This window comes from Clostridium ljungdahlii DSM 13528 (assembly GCF_000143685.1).
GTDB classification, from domain to species: domain Bacteria; phylum Bacillota; class Clostridia; order Clostridiales; family Clostridiaceae; genus Clostridium_B; species Clostridium_B ljungdahlii.
Window position 1 is genome coordinate 2432873 of sequence record NC_014328.1, and the last position, 17527, is coordinate 2450399.

Genomic DNA, 17527 nt, shown 5'->3' on the forward strand with positions numbered 1-17527 from the left:
AATACACATTACCTCCTTTATTTATTGCTGAATATAACTTATAATGAGTTTTCGCTTATACCGTTTGAATACAGGTAAAAAGCTATCATAAAATATAATTGAAAATATAAATGAACTTCCTCCATGTAAAACATCAAAAGTAAGGCCTGATACATATCCTCCTATAAACGTCCAGAAATTTAAAGGCTTTACAAATCCAATTATATATTGAAGATCCATAATCCAATCAAACATAAAGCCAAATAAGAAGCATACTACTGAAAAATTAAAAGCTGATACTTTTTTTCCTTTTTTACCCCAAAAACCTGCTATAATTCCCACAAGTCCCCAGCAAAACATCTGCCATGGTGTCCAAGGACCCTGTCCAAAGAATATATTGGATAAAAAAGCTGTAGTACTTCCAACTAAAAATCCCTCATAAGGTCCAAACACAAATCCAGTTAAAGCAACTAAAAATGTAACAGGTTTTACATTTGGAATAGGCGCAAAAGCTATTCTGCCAACGGTGGCAAAAGCACTCAACGTAGCTATAATTGCTATTTCTTTTGTTCCTGCATTACTCTTTTCAAAATAAAAATAACTCATAAATAAAATTGCAAAAACACCAACCATACACATAACTGAAACTCCAGTTTGAAAATCACTCTTTACTGTAAGCGCCATTAATACTATAATTATGGCAGCTGTAATTGCAATTATTAATCTTTTCATACCTCACACCTTCCAAGCGCTTCTTCCAATGTAAATATACTGTCTTCCCTATCTCTAAGCAGTTTATTTATAGAAGTAGTATAAAATATTCCATCTCCTAGTACCTGTTTTTTATCCCCATCTGCTACTATGGCACCATTAAACATAATCATGTATCTCTTGCAAAAATTACTGGCAAAATCAGTATCATGGGTTATAAGTACAATAGATGTTCCTTTTTTATTTAATTTTTCCAGTAATTTGCCTAACTTATATTTAAGTCCACTTTCCAGTCCCCTGGTAGGTTCATCAAGCAAAATCATATCCGGCTGCAAGACAAGTATAGTTGCAATTGCTACCCTTTGACGCTGTCCGCCACTTAAATCTCTTGGATTTTTTTCTCTCAAGTCATATATTTCAAGTTCTTTTAAGATATTTTCTATAACCTTCTCATCATATATACCATAGTTATCCATAGTAAATTTTACTTCTTCATATACACTTTCCTTAGACAAATAATCATTAGGATTTTGAGATACATATCCTATATGCTTTGCTATTTGACGTATGTCCATCTTACTTATGTCTTTCCCATAAAGCTTTATTGTTCCTTCATAATTCTTAAGCCCCATAATACATTTTAAAAGAGTACTTTTTCCTGCACCATTAGCTCCCATTATGCTTATAAATTCACCTTTTTTTACATTAAAATTTAAATTATTCAAAACTTTTTTTGACCCATATTTACAGCCCATTTTCTTTACAGAAAGTACCTCTGCTTCATCGTTTTCCTGAAAAATGCTTTTATCCTTTTCTTTTAATTTTAAAGAACTATTTAAAATCTTAACCCTGGCATCTTTAAAGTCCTGAGGCATAGCATTAAAATCCAATTTTTTAAAAAGCTTAAGATAATCCGGCATAAACATATACTGTCTTTGATTACAGTTATCATAAAAATCCTTTTTATCTTTAAACAATTCTAAAGTTCCATCGTTCATAATCGCTATAGAGTCAACAGTATCAAACCATCTGTTTACTCTCTGCTCAATAACTATAACCGTTATTCCAAGCTCTTGATTTATCTTTTTTACTAAATTTAACATTTCCTCCGCAGATGAAGGATCAAGCTGGGAAGTAGGTTCGTCTAATATGATGCATCTTGGCATATATACAAGAGCAGAGGCTACTGCCACTTTTTGCTTTTCTCCTCCTGAGAGAGAAGTTACATCCCTTTCTGCCAAATGAAGTATGCCAGAAAACTGAAGAGCTTCATAAACTCTCCTTTTTATCACTCCTTCATCTGCTCCTATATTTTCAAGCCCAAAAGCTATTTCCCTGTGTACTTTGTTCATAACAAGCTGCTTTTCTGGATCTTGAAAAACCATAGTTATTTTTTTTGCCCTTTCCTTATGGCTCATTTTGTTTACCAATTCACCATCTATTTTTATTTCTCCACCTATAGTACCTCCATAAAAATTAGGTACTGTTCCTACTATAGCCCTTGCAAGCGTAGATTTTCCAGAGCCTGATCTGCCTGCTATGAGAAGAAAATCATTTTTCTCCAGAGATAAATTTATGTCTTTTAGCGACCTGTGCTTCTCAAGTGGGTAAGTGAAATTTAAATTGTTAATCTCTATATACGACATATTCCTTCTCCTCACTATTAAAAATTATGGTTAAAGTAATTACTACTATAGACGCAATAATTATGGCTATACCAATATTAAAAAAATTAACAGCAGTCACACCGTCATATATGTTAAACTCCACCCATTTTTTAAACTGTGCTACACCATAAAATATCATGAGAGCTACGCTTAAAACTATAACTTCCCAGTCCTTATTTTTAAATTTTTGTCTATCATAAACACTCCTGCTGCCACTTAAAAATCCCCTTACATAGGCAGATTCACCTATGCTAAAAGAACCTTCCATAGAATCCTCTAAAAGTACTGACATTACGGGAATATAGCTGTGTGCTTTTTCCTTTGCTTTTTTCTTGTTAAATATAACTCCCCTTATTTCATATATTTCTTTTAAATTCTTAAATCTGTCTTTCATAGTTGGAATAAGTTTAAAGCTTATCATAAGCATGAGAGTTGACTTTGGCATTATAGACGAAAAATAAGAAACTGATTTATCCGTATCAATCATGATCTCAAGTATTAAAAAAAGGTATATGACAGCTAAAAATTTAAAACACATAACTACTGCATAAATTACAGCTTCTAATGTAAAACGCTTGTGAAAAAGATAAAAAAGAGTAGTACTTCCTGAACTTACAAAAAGCATATTTATAACTATTATCAAAACAGCAATTGGAATAAAATAATAGAATCCAGTCTTAAACTTTTGCTTTTCCTTTGAAAATATTATCATTCCTATAATAAATATGTACACAGATCCAAGTACTACCGGATTGTCATTAGAAAATATTATAATCATCATAGACATAAATACTAGTGATGCAGTAAGAACATGATACTGTTTAAAATCTATAAAATGTCTAACCTTTTCCCTATTCCGTGATTTTGACAAATATGCTGCTTTTATTCCTTCACTCATTATATTAATTCTCACTTCCTTAAAACTAACTGGAGAATGGACTTAGTAAAAGTAAGCCATTCTCTAAGTTATTTATATGAGTTAACTAAAATTTGTATAGGGATCCTCCTTTACTCTTAAAAAGATTATATGCTGCCACAGCTTCCAATCCCTGTTCTGTAGACATACCATTCAATGAAGTATCTGTATGTCCAAAACCTTTGTTGTCACTTGTGGCAAAACTCAATAGTGAATCCATTGGATTTTTACCGTTTTTTATAAATCTACTATCTGTAGTTGGATCTATACCGTTTGCACACAGGCCTATTATAACTTGAGCTGAACTCTCACTATTTTCACTATCGCAGGATACAAATCCACCATCACCTTTTTGTATTTTGGAAAGTGTATTAACTGCCACATCAACAGCTGATTTTACATCTGAATTAGTGTTATAATATGGAGCTAGTGCAGAAATTGCCATAGCAGTCATATCAGGATCTGCTGAATCACCAGCATAACTCCAGCCGCCATCTTTGGTTTTATTATTTAATATAGCTTTAATTAAAGCATCTCTAGTCCATTTTACATTATCCGGTACCTTGAAATTTTTTGAGTCAAGGGCTATAAGTCCAAACACATAGGCATTTATCCCCTGGCTGTCCATATCACTGTTGCACATTTTTTCTATAAGGTTCTGACCTGATATATTTGTAGGGTATCCTCCAGCTGCAAGTACTGCCAGTGTAGTTCTTTCATACTCCGTAGGTCGTCCTAAATCCAGTACTCCTCCTTTTGTATTGCTTGTTATTCTGTCCTGTAATTTTGATAAATAATCTTTTGGTACCTGATTGCCTGTTTTATTTAATCCAAGGGCAATCCAATCATCACAATTATCACTTGTAATGCTTGAGCTTATTCCATTTATAAGATTATTTATAGATGATGTATAATCTTTTGTCTGGGAGTTTTTTACCGTTATAGTGCAAGCTGCTGTTTTATTTCCATCTTCCGTAACTGCTGTTATAGTTGCTGTTCCTTCTTTTACTCCTGTTACCAATCCTTTTCCATCTACCGATGCTATAGTCTTATCACTACTTGACCAATTTACATTTTTATCAGTAGCATTATCTGGTTGTACTGATGCCTTTAACTGGAGTGTATCTCCTACTGCCACAGTCCCTGTTTTATCTAAAGTTATTCCTGTTACAGAAATAGAAGATGGAATATTTCCACCTGGATTTGATGAATTAACAGTAACCTTACAGGAAGCAGATTGTGGCGTATAATTACGAACAAATCCCTTTGTATTATCTATTGAACTTGCCGTTATTGTTGCTGTACCTGAATTTACGGCTGTTACTTTACCATTGCTATCTACTGTAGCTACAGTTTTATCACTGCTTTCCCATGTTACATCTTTATCGGTAGCATTAGAAGGGCTAACTATAGCTGTAAGATTTTCAGTTTGATTTGCATTTAAAGTTAAATCAGTTTTGTTAAGGGTAATTGAATCTACATCCCTAAACTGATTCTCATCCCAAGCTCCAACAACATAAATCCAGTGTATTTTCTCATTATCATTGTTAATGTATTCTACTCCGCAGCCATGATTTGGGAAAGTGCCATCCACACTGTATTTCCATCCACTCTGATTTGTCTGTCCATTTCCTCTTGGCCTATCAAATTCCGTTTCTCCATCTATACTTGATATATATACAGCTGCACCCGTAGTACTGCCACCAGTTCCCTTATTTACAAATTTTATTTTCTTACTATCAAGAGTGCTTTTAAGCAAGTCATAAACTGACTCTCCTTTGGAAACCTCCAAATTTGTCTCATTGATTATATTCCCTTTATAACCATCAATTGCAAGTGACACATGTAATTGATCTGAAGTAGGATTTGTCGGTATAGTTGTAGTTGTAGTTGTGGTTGCTGTAGTGGGATTCCCTATACCACTGTCAGGAGTTTTGCCATTAAACAAATCTTCAATTCCATTCAAAATTGTATCAGGTACCACTAATGTTCCACCTAAAGCTGTAAGAACAGTATCTTTAGACATATTAGACTTTACAAAATTTGCAGTATCGGTAGATATTGTATTATAAACAAGTACAACAGGAGCAGATTTTTCTGCTGCAAGAGCTGAACCTGAAAGTGCGTCTGCAAATTCATTTCCATTTGTTCCATTTCCCTCAGCTATATACACATTACTAAAATCAAAATCAGATTTAAAATTTTGAAGTACAGCTAAGTTTGTTTCAAATCTATTGCTTCCTCCAATTCTCTGCACATTTGAGAGAGCATTTGCTATATTATCAGATATAGAGTTTGTTCCACCTATTACATAACTTTTGTTCACGTTTACTTTTTTTATATAATTTTTAACTACATCAGGAAGACTATCCTTTTGCGATAAAAGTATTGGCATTCCTTTTTTTGAAGCTATAGGTGCTATAGAAAGACTATCTGCATAGCCGTTTCCAGATGCAACTACAATACTATTTACACTACTTCCTAAACTTTCAGCTATTTTCACAGAAGTCTCATACCTTGTTGCACCTTCGAGCCTCTCTACATCATTTATACCAATATTTTTTAGTTCAGATTCCACATTGTCAGATAGTGAAGCTTTTCCTCCAATTACAAAGGCCTTACTTGCCTTAAGTCTTTTTAACTCACTTACAATTTCATCACTTAATCCATCTTGCTTTGAAAGTATTATAGGTGCATTATATTTTTTAGCAAGTGGTCCTGCACAAAGGGCATCTGCATATCCATAACCCTGGGCTATAACTACAGTACTTGAACCATTTTTCCAACCACTTTGGCTTATTTTCAGTGAAGTTTCAATTCTATCATTTCCACAAATCCTGTCTTTACTTATATTTACACTTTGCTGTGTAATTTTTGCATTTGCACTTGCTTCTGCATATGTACTTCCACTAAAACCACACATTCCAATACCTACTATAAACAAAAACATAATAATCTTAGTTATAATTTTTTTCATAGTATCCCCCCCTAAGGACTTATACTTTTAATTATTTAAAACTGCTTAAAGAATGGCTGAGTAAGAGAAGCCATCCTCTAAAACATATTTTAAATTTTATTTATTTTGATTGGACGGGTATATCTATAACATCTGAAAGAGGATTCATATTTTCAAGGCTGTCCCAAATAAATGCTTTCAATTTGTATGCTCCTTCTTCTGGAAGTTTCATCATAGTTGTTAAAATAGATGAATCGTCATTTTTAATTGTTTGTTTTCCACATACATAATTGATGAATTTACCACCTTCATCATATAAAGCTACTATTAATGACGCATCCTGGTCTTTACCTGAATTATTTTCAGCTTTTACAGATATCTTTGCATCATCACCTAATTTAAATGAACTATCCTTTGTCAAATTAGTTATTACCAATGGCTGAGCTACTGTAACTGCACACTGTGCCGTTATATTTTTATTATATTTACCTGAGGCCGTTATAGTTGCCGTTCCTGTCTTTACTGCCGTTACATTTCCATTGTTGTCTACCGCCGCTATTGTTGGATCACTACTTGACCAATTTACCGTTTCTGTAGCTGTTATAGGAGATACATTTGCTCGAATAGTTTGTATATCACCTACATTTAAGCTCTTTTTTGTATTGTCTAAACTAATTTTATCTATGTCTCTAAACATAGTTTTTCCAAAATCACTTGTAAAAAATAATCTTATTTTATCTCCATTTTTAACTTTACAATCTTTCATTCCTACAGTTGGTTGTATACTATTAACATCATACATCCATCCACTAATTGCCCCTCTATCACGCTCTGACTCATTACCTATCATAGAAAAGTATCCATTATCGTCAGTATATTCTATTTTTTTATCATCTAATACCTGCTTTACAACTTGTTCTACTGTTTTTCCATCTTCTGCTTCAATAGATTTAGCATCTAATATACTTCCCTTATAGCCTGTAACACTTAAATCTACCTGAACAGTTTGCTTTTTATCTGATACTGTAACTGTACACTGTACCTTTGCATCTTTATTGTCTTCAGATACTACTGTTATTGTTGCTGTTCCTGCCTTTACTGCTGTTACATTTCCATTTTCATCTACTGCTGCTATAGTTTTATCACTGCTTGACCAATCTACCTTTGTGTTAGTGGCATCTTTTGGTGTTATCGTTGGTGTAAGTTGCAATGTATCTCCTGTTGTCAAATTTGCACTTGTTTTGTCAAGACTTACTCCTGTTACCGTTACTGTCTGTGTTTGTTGTGAATTTACTGTAACTGTGCATTGAGCTGTTTTAGCCACATATTTTTTTTGATTGAAATCTGTTCTATCATTATCTACTGATGCTGCTGTTATTGTTGCTGTTCCTGCTTTTACTGCTGTTACATTTCCATTTTTATCTACTGTTGCCACTGTAGGGTCACTGCTTTCCCAGGTTACACCTTTATCTGTAGCATTATCTGGATCAATTGTAGCTGTAAGCTGCTGTGTACCATTTACATTTAAGTTCAAACTTTGTTTATCTAAGATAATTGAATCTACATCTCTAAACTGGATTTCATCCCAGGCGCCTTGTACGTATATCCAATGTACTTTATCTCCATCTTTAAGGTTAACACTTCCACAGCCTACATTAGGGAATACTCCATTTACGCTATATTTCCAGCCGCTTTGTGCTCCTCTGTCTTTTTCCGTTTCACCTGCTATGTCAGATATATATGGTGAGAAATCGCCATCAGGATTTTTATAAGTTATTCCTTTGGCTGCAAGTTCATTTTTAAACATGCTATAAACTGTTTGTCCTTCTGAAGCTTCTATATTTTCATCAGTTAACATATTTCCCTTATATCCATCAATAATCATTGATACGTGTATGGTTTTGTCAGGTACAGTTTTTGCAATAACAGTTATAGTACAAACTGCTGTTTTCTGTCCGTCTTCTGTAGTTGCTGTTATTGTTACTGTTCCTGCCTTTACTGCTGTTACCTTCCCACTTCCATCTACTGCTGCTATAGTTTTATCACTGCTTGACCAATCTACCTTTGCGTTAGTAGCATCTTTTGGTGTTATTGTTGGTGTAAGCTGTAATGAATCCCCTTCTGTAAGATTTGCACTTGTTTTATCCAAGCTTATTCCAGTTACCTTAGTATCTGAAGTATTTGCTGCAAAATTCTTATATACTGATCCTTTGCCTTCTTTAAAAAGGTTGTATGCAGCTAGTGCTCTAAATCCCTGTTCTGTTGCCATACCATTAACTGATTTATTATCTGTATATCCAAATCCACTATTGTCACTTACTGTGTAGCTCAATAACGCATCTAAAGGATTTCTACCATTCTTTGTAAATCTATTATCTGTAGTTGGATCTACGTTGTTATCACATAATCCTATTATTACCATAGCTACACTGTTTGCGTTTTCGTCGCCCCCACCATCTTTAGGGCTCCATGATGCAAACCCACCATCATTCTTCTCAATATTTGCAAGTATTTCAACTGCTCCATCCACAGCTGATTTTACATTTGCGTTAGTGCCATAATATGGAGCTAAAGCTGAAAGTGCCATTCCTGTCATATCAGGATCTGCTGAACCACCACTATAACTCCAGCCACCATCACTTGTTCTATTATCCAATATTCCCTGAATCAAACTATCTCTAGTCCATTTTGAGCCATCAGGTATATTAAATTTTCCCGCATCAAGGGCTATAAGTGCAAATACATAGGCATTTATGCCTTGCTCTTTGATGCCCTCATTGTTATATATTTTTTCTATTAAATTCATTCCAGCAAAGTTTGTTGGATCTCCACCAGCTGCAAGTATTCCCAAAGAAGTTCTCTCATAATCTGTAGGTAAAGATAATGAATCTGAACCACTTTTTATATTACTTTCAAGATTTGTTAAATAGCTTCCCGGTACTTCTTTTCCTGCCTTATTTAAATCCAAGGTCTGCCAATCACCCATATTTTGTGTAATAGATGGACTCATTGAATTTATAAGACTATTTATTTGAGATGAATATCCAGTTCCATCTGCAAATACTTGGGCTGTACCAGTTCCTAATAAGCCAATCATCATTACAAATGTCATAATAAATGACATCAGATTAACTTTAAAATTTTTCATATACTCTCTCCTTTCATACATCATAATCGCTAATAACTCTATTACTTAATTTCAAATTCATTTATATTAACTATCTCAGTACTTGAAGATTTGATAAAGCCATGATATTTTCCGGACTTAAGAGCAGTTTTGACCTGTAAGTTACCATTTTCAGATTGATTTATGTAACTCAAGTTCCCCTGGCTATCATATAAAGTTAAAGCAATTTTATCATTATCATTTTTACTAGCTGCACTTATATCTATATCATCTGAAGTATTTTCAATTATATTTAAGTTAATTCCAGCCTTATTTACATTTACGATGTTTTTTACAGTTGTTTGTGTTATTTTTTTGTTTCCATCAACAGCACAACCTTCTAGCACCTTTAGTGCAGCTACAGTAGATGTGTCATCATTTATATTTAAAGTAAAGCTTTCAGAAGCATTTATTGCTGATACATTGGCTCCTGTTAAATTTATGGCAGCTCTATTTTTTACATTAACATTTTCAAATCCACCCGTCAGTGTTATTTGTGGATTTGAAGTTGAATCCACAACAACTTGTCCAAAAGTTGATTTAGCATCATCTGGAGACACTAGCGTTGAACTACCTGCTATTTGTGTATCTACTATTTGAGTTCCACTACTTATCTCAACCCTTACGCTGTTACTGCTATTAACCAGGAGTGAATCAGACTTCACGTTGTTCAAATAAATACTGTGATCTGCCCCAGATTTTACTACTATATTACCAGCTGTAACATTCGTTATAGTGCTAACTCCACTTGCACCTGGATCTATTGTAAGTGTGCCATCAATTTTTACATTTTGAAGAGAAACTTTATCTGCTGATATATTTACATTTCCTGTTATCTCGTTCTTATTTCCAGAAGTATTTCCATCATAAGTTTGATTTGCTGAATTTAAACTTAAATCACCTGATGGCTGAACTGGAGTATATCCTCCACTAGATCCTCCTGAAGAACCCCCTGAAGTATTAGTGTTTTTTCCACTATTTGCTTGGTTGTATGCAGTTATAATATTATCTACAGCATCATCTGGAACTACTTTAGTTCCTCCTAATGCCGTAAATACTGTCTTATTAGAGATATTAGACTTTATAAAATCCTCTACATTTGAGTTTAAGCTGTTATACATAAGTACTAAAGGAGCTGATTTTTGTGCTGCAAGAGCTGACCCTGAAAGAGCATCTGCAAATTCATTTCCATTAGGTCCATCTCCTTCAGCTATATACACATTGCTAAAGTCAAGATCAGACTTGAAATTTTCAAGTACAGCTAAGTTTGTCTCAAACCTGGTACTGCCTCCAATTCTCTGTGCATTTGGAAGAGAATTTTTTATATTATCTGATATAACACTTTCTCCACCTATTACATAACTTTTGTTTGCATTTACTTTTTTTATGTATTCAGTGTCTACATCAGGAAGGCTGTCCTTTTCTGATAAAAGTATTGGCATTCCTTTTTTAGATGCTATAGGTGCTATAGAAAGACTATCCGCATAGCCACTACCAGATGCAACTACAATACTATCTACACTTCCTAAACTTTCAGCTATTTTCACAGAAGTCTCATATCTTGTTGCACCTCCAAGCCTTTCCACATCATTTATACCAATATTCTTCAGCTCAGATTCCACATTATCAGATAGTGAGGCCTTACCTCCAATTACAAAAGCTTTACTTGCCTTAAGCCTTTTTAACTCACTTACAGTTTCATCACTTAATCCATCTTGTTTGGAAAGTATTATAGGCGCATTGTATTTTTTAGCAAGTGGTCCTGCACAAAGGGCATCTGCATAGCCATAACCCTGAGCTATAACTACAGTACTTGAACCATCTTTCCAGCCATCTTGACTTATTTTTAATGAAGTTTCAATTCTGTCATTTCCATAAATCCTATTTTTGCTTACATTTGTATCTGCATTCACCTGATTTCCAAAACCAGATAATGCAATACCTATCATAAATAAAAATGTAGTACATTTACTTATAACTTTTTGCATATTATCCCTCCTTCAAATTAATATAATATTTCTATAATTGCCTATATTATGGCAATTTAGAATATTCTTTTCATAGTATCTTAATGTAATTAAAAAACGCCTCCCTTTTTAGGAGACGAAAATACAACGAAATAAATAAAAAGGACCACTGAGGGTCCTCTTATTTTAAATGTAATTGTTTACTTACGTCGTAAACGTACATTTTTACATACAACATATATCTTCCCCTCCGAAAGAATTAACAACATATCAGGCAGGCTTCCTGGCTCAGATTCATCTTACTTCCCTGTCTTCCCGAAAACATAATTCCAGTGACATAGTTAGGGTTTCATCCTCCATACAGTAACGGTGGGCTGCAGTGTTTTTTACACTTTTCCTTTTAACTGTCATATTGACAGCACCTAATACTAAATATTAAATTTTTATTACTTTTATATTAAGTGTAGTACATATTTTTTGAAAAGTCAACATTATTTTCATAAATATGAAAATAATGTTGACTCCTTATGAATAAAATTTATTTATTTGACTGAACAGGTATGTCTATAATATCTGAAAGGGGATTCATATTTTCAAGGCTGTCCCATATAAATGCCTTCAATTTATATATTCCCTCTTCTGGGAGCTTCATTATACCTGTCAAAATAGATGAATCTCCATTTTTTATTGTCTGCTTACCGCATACATAGTTGATGAATTTACCACCCTCATCATATAGTGCCACTAATAGAGATGCATCCTGGTCTTTACCGGAATTATTTTCTGCTTTTACAGATACTTTTACATCATTGCCCAATTTAAATGAACTGTCCTTTGTCAAATTAGTTATCTGTATTGGTTTTGGCATATTATTTCCCATAACAGTAACTGTACACTGTGCCTTTGCATCATTGTTGTCTTCAGACACTGCTGTTATTGCTGCTGCTCCTGACTTTACCGCTGTTACCTTTCCATTTTCATCTACTGCTGCTATAGTTTTATCACTACTTGACCAGTCTACCTTTTTATTTGTTGCATCTTGTGGCGTTACAGCTGCCGTAAGCTGAAGTGTATCTCCTTCTGCCATACTTGCACTTGTCCTGTCAAGACTTATACCTGTTACGCTTACTGGCTGTGGCGGTGTATCCTTAGTTACTGTTACAGTACAAACTCCCCCATAACTATCATCATCTGTTTTTGCATAAATATATGCCGTTCCTGGATTAACTCCTGTTATTACACCTTCACTTGAAACTTTAACCACATTTGCATCAGTGCTTCCCCATAGGACACTTTTACCCGATGGAATTTCATTTGCAATTTTTTGAACTCCACCTATTTTTATTGATATTTGACCAGGTGATAGTTTAACATTTTTACCACAAATTATCATGGTAGAATCAGGACATTTTGTATCTTTAATATTATCCTTAGTTAAACTTGTATCTGTTAAATCTAATACAGAAAGATTGGTACAACCTGAAAAACAACCACTCCCTAATTGTGTTACACTACCTGGTATTTTCATATATGCCAGTGACGTGCAGCCACTGAAAGCTAAGTTTCCTACACTTTTAACCGTATTTGAAATTTCTACAGAAGCTAAAAGTTTACTATTTGAAAAACATGAAGTAGGAATACTTGATATTCCTACAGGTAATTTTATAGAAGTCAGTTTACTAGAAGCAAATGCAAACATATTATTTTTTATGTCTTTCATACCTGTACATCCACTAAAGTCCAAACCCTTTGGTATTATCCAGTCAAATTTAAGTTTTTTAAAACTACTGTTTGTTAAATCTTTGTTATCCGACAGGTTTATAGCTGATACTCCTTTAAGATATTTCATTACATCCATATCACTATCGGTAATATCTAAATTTGAAAGGTCAATAGTTCCTTTTATAGATGCTAGATCATCCGGTGTGAAATATCCCTCATAGTCACTGTCTTTTCCTGCTGCTAGGGCAAGTTTGTTTTTCAACTTTACATTATTAATAACAATAGCTCCTTGACCATCAACAACTGTTACAGCACAAGATGCCGTTTTATTTCCATCTTCAGTATTTGCCGTTATAGCTGCTGTTCCTACTTTTATTGCCGTTACTTTTCCACTTTTATCTACCGCTGCTACTGTAGGATCACTGCTTGACCAATCCACCTTTTGGTTAGTTGCATCGTTTGGTGTTATGGTTGGCGTAAGCTGCAATGCAGCTTTTGGTATCAACTTAACACTTGTTTTGTCGAAAGTTATTCCCGTTACACTTAAATTTTCTTTTATTGTTATTGTGCATTGTGCTTTTGCATCCCTGTTGTCTTCAGATACGGCTGTTATTACGGCTGTTCCTTTTTTTAATGCTGCTACCTTTCCATTTTCGTCCACTGATGCTACTGTAGGGTCACTGCTTGACCAATCTATTTTTGTATTAGTTGCATATTTAGGCGTTATAGCCGCTGTAAGCTGCAGTGTATCTCCTTTCATTAGATCTGCACTCGTTTTATCAAGACCTATTCCTGTTACTTTTACTGGCTGTGATTGTGACAGTTTTTTCTCTGCATCAGTCAATTTATTTATTGTTTCCTGTTTTATTGAAGCTTTTTTAACATCACTTAATTTATCATATGCAGCTCTTGCAGCATCAACTTTTTCCTTATCAGCTGAAGTAATTTTATATACATCCGGCAGTGCTGCTATGGCATTGTTTACAGGGACTGTAGAATCTTTGACATCTGTGCAGTCAAAAATCGAGACTCTGCCTTCAGCTGCACGTACAAGCGAATCTATTCCCCTACATATTTGTGCAGGTTCATAAGATGAATTATCAAAATCAGTAGTACCATTTTTAACATCAAATCTTTCAAGTACACCATCTAAAATAGTTTTACCGTCTTTTATATACATCTTGTCAAAAATATTGGCATGTGCCATTCCAAGTGTCATATACACCTGAGCATTGGTCCAGGCATTATTTAAATCAATTGAGCCATCAAGATCTACGCTGCCGCCCCAGAAAGATCCCTTATAAGTCTGGGCATTTGAAAACTGTGCAAATACATGATCCATAGCCTGCTTTACATCGTAGTACTCGTCTCCTTCTTTTGCATTTGGATTATAATAAGCTGCTATTGGTTGTAATTGCATAGTCCACATATCGGGAGTAGTATTTCCTATTACTGCTGACCCATCAGCACCTTTTGACCCAAGTGCACCCTTGGCCCATTCATGTATATATCCGTCTAAATCATCTTTAGTAATGTGCTTTCCATCATTAGGAATAAGATCAATATAATTACGAGAAGTTAATGCATAAATTGCATACTGCGGTGTAAAATATTCATTCGATGCTTTCATATTCTCCTTATTTGAAATTATGTCTATTAAATCATAAGCTTTTATATCCCTTGGATCATAACCTATAGCAGTAATTGCTAAAACTAATTTCTCCCATTCCGTCATTTTTACATCCCGGGCAGTTATACCTGCATCTTTCATTTTCTGCAAGCCTGTCTGTATACTCTTAAACCAGTCATCATAATATCCTGCTCTTATTCCCTTATAGCCAGAACGGGCCGATGAAAATATTCCCCAGTCCTCATCTGAAAAAGTAACAGTTCCTTCTTTTTCTTGATCTGCAGATTTGTCTCCACCCCAGCTAAATTCAGGTACATCTCCTGCAATACCTAGGCTGGTGCCTAATTTGGTATAAAGAATATCTTCTGCCTTTTTTGCATCTTCAATCTGCTGTTTTTGTTCATCTTGTGTAGGTCCCGCTGCACCATTATCAAGGAGTTTAGCAGTTGACGACAGAACCTTACCAAGTACAAACTGATAATCTTCATTTGAATTATAATTTATCTTAATCTTACTTGAGTCAATATGTATAGGTACATCTCCAATAGTTGGCGCACTAAAATATACACTTCCATCATAAGTGGCAGTAACATTATACTTACTTATTAAATCATCATCTTTATCAGACTCTGGAACTATTTTAAAAGCTGCCGTTGTTTTAAGACAGTCATCTGTCTCGTAAATAGGTTCAGAACTAGGTACAAATATTTTGTCAGCAGCTGTTAGCTGTACATCAACAACTACCTTTACTGGAGTTGATACTACTTGAGTATCTGCCATAACCGTGTATGGTGCAAATATCATTAAGGTAAATATAAGCATCATAACAAAACTGACCTTTTTCCATATCTTTTTCATTTCATTCTCCTTTCCAAATTCTAAGATTTTATTTTATTTCACCTCCATATATAAAATAATTTTATTATTAGTTTTAAGCTCTTGGCCACATACCACCTCCTTAAAGGGACTTTTTGTATTCCTCAATTATAGGCTTAAAATATTTTTCCTCAGCCTTTTTTCTACAGTCTATTGCATCTTTCAATTTATCAAAATATCCCAAATGTTTTTCTTTTCCTGCAAGAGTTAAACGTACTCTCCATTTTCTTCTTTTTTTATCCCAATTAATGCCTTTGTAACCACTAGAATTACTAGAAGAAATTTTACGTGTTAATTGTCCAATTTTTGTTCCTTTAAATCTATCTACATTAGTTGCTTTAACCTGGATAATTTTAGTATGTTCTATCATCAAACATCCACAACTTCTGGTTCCGCCATCTATTAAATGTCTTTCTCTAACTTTTACTTTATTTCCACAGTCACATAAGCAATTCCAAATAACACCCCTATCTTTATATCTTTTATTTGCAACAGACATAACTGTTAAACGTCCAAATTTCTTTCCTGTTAAGTCTTTAAATCTGTTCACTTTCTCACCTCTTTTGATTTGTATATTTTGTGAATATTCCTGCTAAAGCCCCTTACAAAATACCTATTAAAACATAATAAAAGAGACCTTCCTTCAAAAGTCTCTTTTATTACATAAATATTATATATGACTAATAAACTAAAAAAGAACCACTAGGGTTCTCTTATGTCAATATAACCGTTTACTTTTAATTGCAAACAAGCTTAAATAAGTAACATCTTCCCCTCCGAAAGAATTAACAACATATCAGGCAGGCTTCCTGGCTCAGATTCATCTTACTCCCCCTGTCTTCCCAGATATAAAAATCCAGTGGCATAATTAGGGTTTCATCCTCCATACAGTAACGGTGGGCTGCAGTGCTTCTTACACTTTTCCTTTTAACTGTCACATTTGACAGCACCTAATACTAAATATTAAATTTTTATTACGTTTATGTTAAGTATAAGACATATATTTTTCAAAGTCAACATAAGCTTCTATAAGGGATCTATTTTGCTCATATAATTTTTTATGAAACAAAATATCTATATGCCTATTTAAGCTGTAAAGATAAGTGCATATTTATTTTTAAATTATATTAACTTGTTTTCCCGAATTTTCAAATTTAAGTTCTTGAGGTAAAAAATCACAGAATATCTTTTTGTCATTTAAAGTATCTCCGTCATAACCGCTGTTAAAGTATGCAAGTAAAGTATTCTCATCAATACAATGGATCCATTTCTTTAAGCTATCACTAAATTCAAAATCTTCTTCAAATATAGTGTCGTCTTGATACATGCTTATAATGTTATACAAATATATATCAAGCTTTAGAACTTCATTAACATTTTGAATATTTATTCCATCTTGTTCCACAATTTTTTTTTCTTTTAATGAATAAATATCATAATAATTTTCAAGTTCTTTATAAAATCCTACTACTTCTTTAAGATACTTATAAAAATATACATTATTAATTTTTACTTTTATTTTATTTCTTTTATTTAAATAAGAAATCAATCCTGGTTTATATTCAGAAAACTGCGTCTGATAAAAATAATGATTCATAAAAAATCCTCCCTAAAAAAAATTCCTTTCAACAAAAGCGTTAAAAGGAAATAGTATAAAAAAGTTTGATTAGTCATAGAAAATCTAACAAAACTATCATTATAACACTCCCCCTATCACTCGTAGAGATATTTGTGTAAAATACAGGTAGGTCTTCTGACTCAAGATTCACCATTTTAGTACGCCTTCCCAATATTTAAGTGGCATAATGTACTAAAACTCCTCTATTACAGCTACGGGATAGTCCAGGATTTTCACCTGATTCCCTTTTAATTAATCAAATTAGATTAAACCTATATTTATCTTTATAAAACTTAATTATAATTTATACCTATTAGAG

At 33.6% G+C, this 17527-nt stretch carries 9 protein-coding genes and 3 riboswitches; all 9 genes read right to left on the reverse strand.

Translation table 11 applies throughout. From position 1 onward, the window contains the following. Window positions 1–21: 21 nt before the first annotated feature. The 9 genes from CLJU_RS10950 to CLJU_RS11000 all read right to left on the reverse strand — a co-directional run bounded on the left by CLJU_RS10950 (window position 22) and on the right by CLJU_RS11000 (window position 17187). Window positions 22–711 (reverse strand): ECF transporter S component, encoded by a 690-nt coding sequence (locus CLJU_RS10950; RefSeq protein WP_013238880.1) that lies wholly within the window; start codon window positions 709–711, stop codon window positions 22–24. Next, window positions 708–2336: an ABC transporter ATP-binding protein gene (locus CLJU_RS10955; protein ID WP_013238881.1), complete on the reverse strand. Its 1629-nt coding sequence runs from the start codon at window positions 2334–2336 to the stop codon at window positions 708–710. The genes CLJU_RS10950 and CLJU_RS10955 overlap by 4 nt, the downstream gene beginning before the upstream one ends. Then, window positions 2317–3255, reverse strand: a complete 939-nt coding sequence (locus CLJU_RS10960; RefSeq protein WP_013238882.1) for an energy-coupling factor transporter transmembrane component T — start codon at window positions 3253–3255, stop codon at window positions 2317–2319. The genes CLJU_RS10955 and CLJU_RS10960 overlap by 20 nt, the downstream gene beginning before the upstream one ends. An 85-nt stretch (window positions 3256–3340) precedes the next feature. Further along, the gene (locus CLJU_RS21305) at window positions 3341–6250 is read right to left on the reverse strand and encodes a cell wall-binding repeat-containing protein (protein ID WP_013238883.1); all 2910 of its coding nucleotides are present in this window, start codon (window positions 6248–6250) and stop codon (window positions 3341–3343) included. Window positions 6251–6350: 100 nt separating this feature from the next. Further along, window positions 6351–9377 carry an Ig-like domain-containing protein gene (locus CLJU_RS21310; protein ID WP_013238884.1) on the reverse strand — a complete coding sequence of 1009 codons (3027 nt, stop codon included), beginning with the start codon at window positions 9375–9377 and terminating at the stop codon, window positions 6351–6353. Between the two features lie 41 nt (window positions 9378–9418). Continuing rightward, on the reverse strand, window positions 9419–11383 hold the full coding sequence (locus CLJU_RS21315; RefSeq protein WP_013238885.1) for a cell wall-binding repeat-containing protein: 1965 nt from the start codon (window positions 11381–11383) through the stop codon (window positions 9419–9421). A gap of 235 nt (window positions 11384–11618) precedes the next feature. Beyond that, a riboswitch (cobalamin riboswitch) is annotated at window positions 11619–11803 on the reverse strand. A 97-nt stretch (window positions 11804–11900) separates the two neighbouring features. Next, window positions 11901–15572, reverse strand: a complete 3672-nt coding sequence (locus CLJU_RS22920) for an Ig-like domain-containing protein (protein ID WP_013238886.1) — start codon at window positions 15570–15572, stop codon at window positions 11901–11903. Window positions 15573–15672: 100 nt separating this feature from the next. Beyond that, a complete protein-coding gene (locus tag CLJU_RS10995) occupies window positions 15673–16140 on the reverse strand; it encodes an AP2 domain-containing protein (protein WP_013238887.1) in 468 nt (155 codons plus the stop codon). Window positions 16141–16372: 232 nt separating this feature from the next. Then, a riboswitch (cobalamin riboswitch) is annotated at window positions 16373–16559 on the reverse strand. A 148-nt stretch (window positions 16560–16707) separates the two neighbouring features. Next, window positions 16708–17187 carry a hypothetical protein gene (locus CLJU_RS11000; RefSeq protein WP_013238888.1) on the reverse strand — a complete coding sequence of 160 codons (480 nt, stop codon included), beginning with the start codon at window positions 17185–17187 and terminating at the stop codon, window positions 16708–16710. 129 nt (window positions 17188–17316) lie between these two features. Next, window positions 17317–17499, reverse strand: a riboswitch (cobalamin riboswitch). Between the last annotated feature and the right edge of the window lie 28 nt (window positions 17500–17527).

Excerpts from the sequence above, each read along its gene's own strand:
- CLJU_RS22920 (WP_013238886.1), bottom strand. The coding sequence starts at position 15,572 with ATGAAAAAGATATGGAAAAAGGTCAGTTTTGTTATGATGCTTATATTT.
- CLJU_RS21315 (WP_013238885.1), bottom strand. The coding sequence starts at position 11,383 with ATGCAAAAAGTTATAAGTAAATGTACTACATTTTTATTTATGATAGGT.
- CLJU_RS10960 (WP_013238882.1), bottom strand. The coding sequence starts at position 3,255 with ATGAGTGAAGGAATAAAAGCAGCATATTTGTCAAAATCACGGAATAGG.
- CLJU_RS10950 (WP_013238880.1), bottom strand. The coding sequence starts at position 711 with ATGAAAAGATTAATAATTGCAATTACAGCTGCCATAATTATAGTATTA.
- CLJU_RS11000 (WP_013238888.1), bottom strand. The coding sequence starts at position 17,187 with ATGAATCATTATTTTTATCAGACGCAGTTTTCTGAATATAAACCAGGA.
- CLJU_RS10955 (WP_013238881.1), bottom strand. The coding sequence starts at position 2,336 with ATGTCGTATATAGAGATTAACAATTTAAATTTCACTTACCCACTTGAG.
- CLJU_RS21305 (WP_013238883.1), bottom strand. The coding sequence starts at position 6,250 with ATGAAAAAAATTATAACTAAGATTATTATGTTTTTGTTTATAGTAGGT.
- CLJU_RS21310 (WP_013238884.1), bottom strand. The coding sequence starts at position 9,377 with ATGAAAAATTTTAAAGTTAATCTGATGTCATTTATTATGACATTTGTA.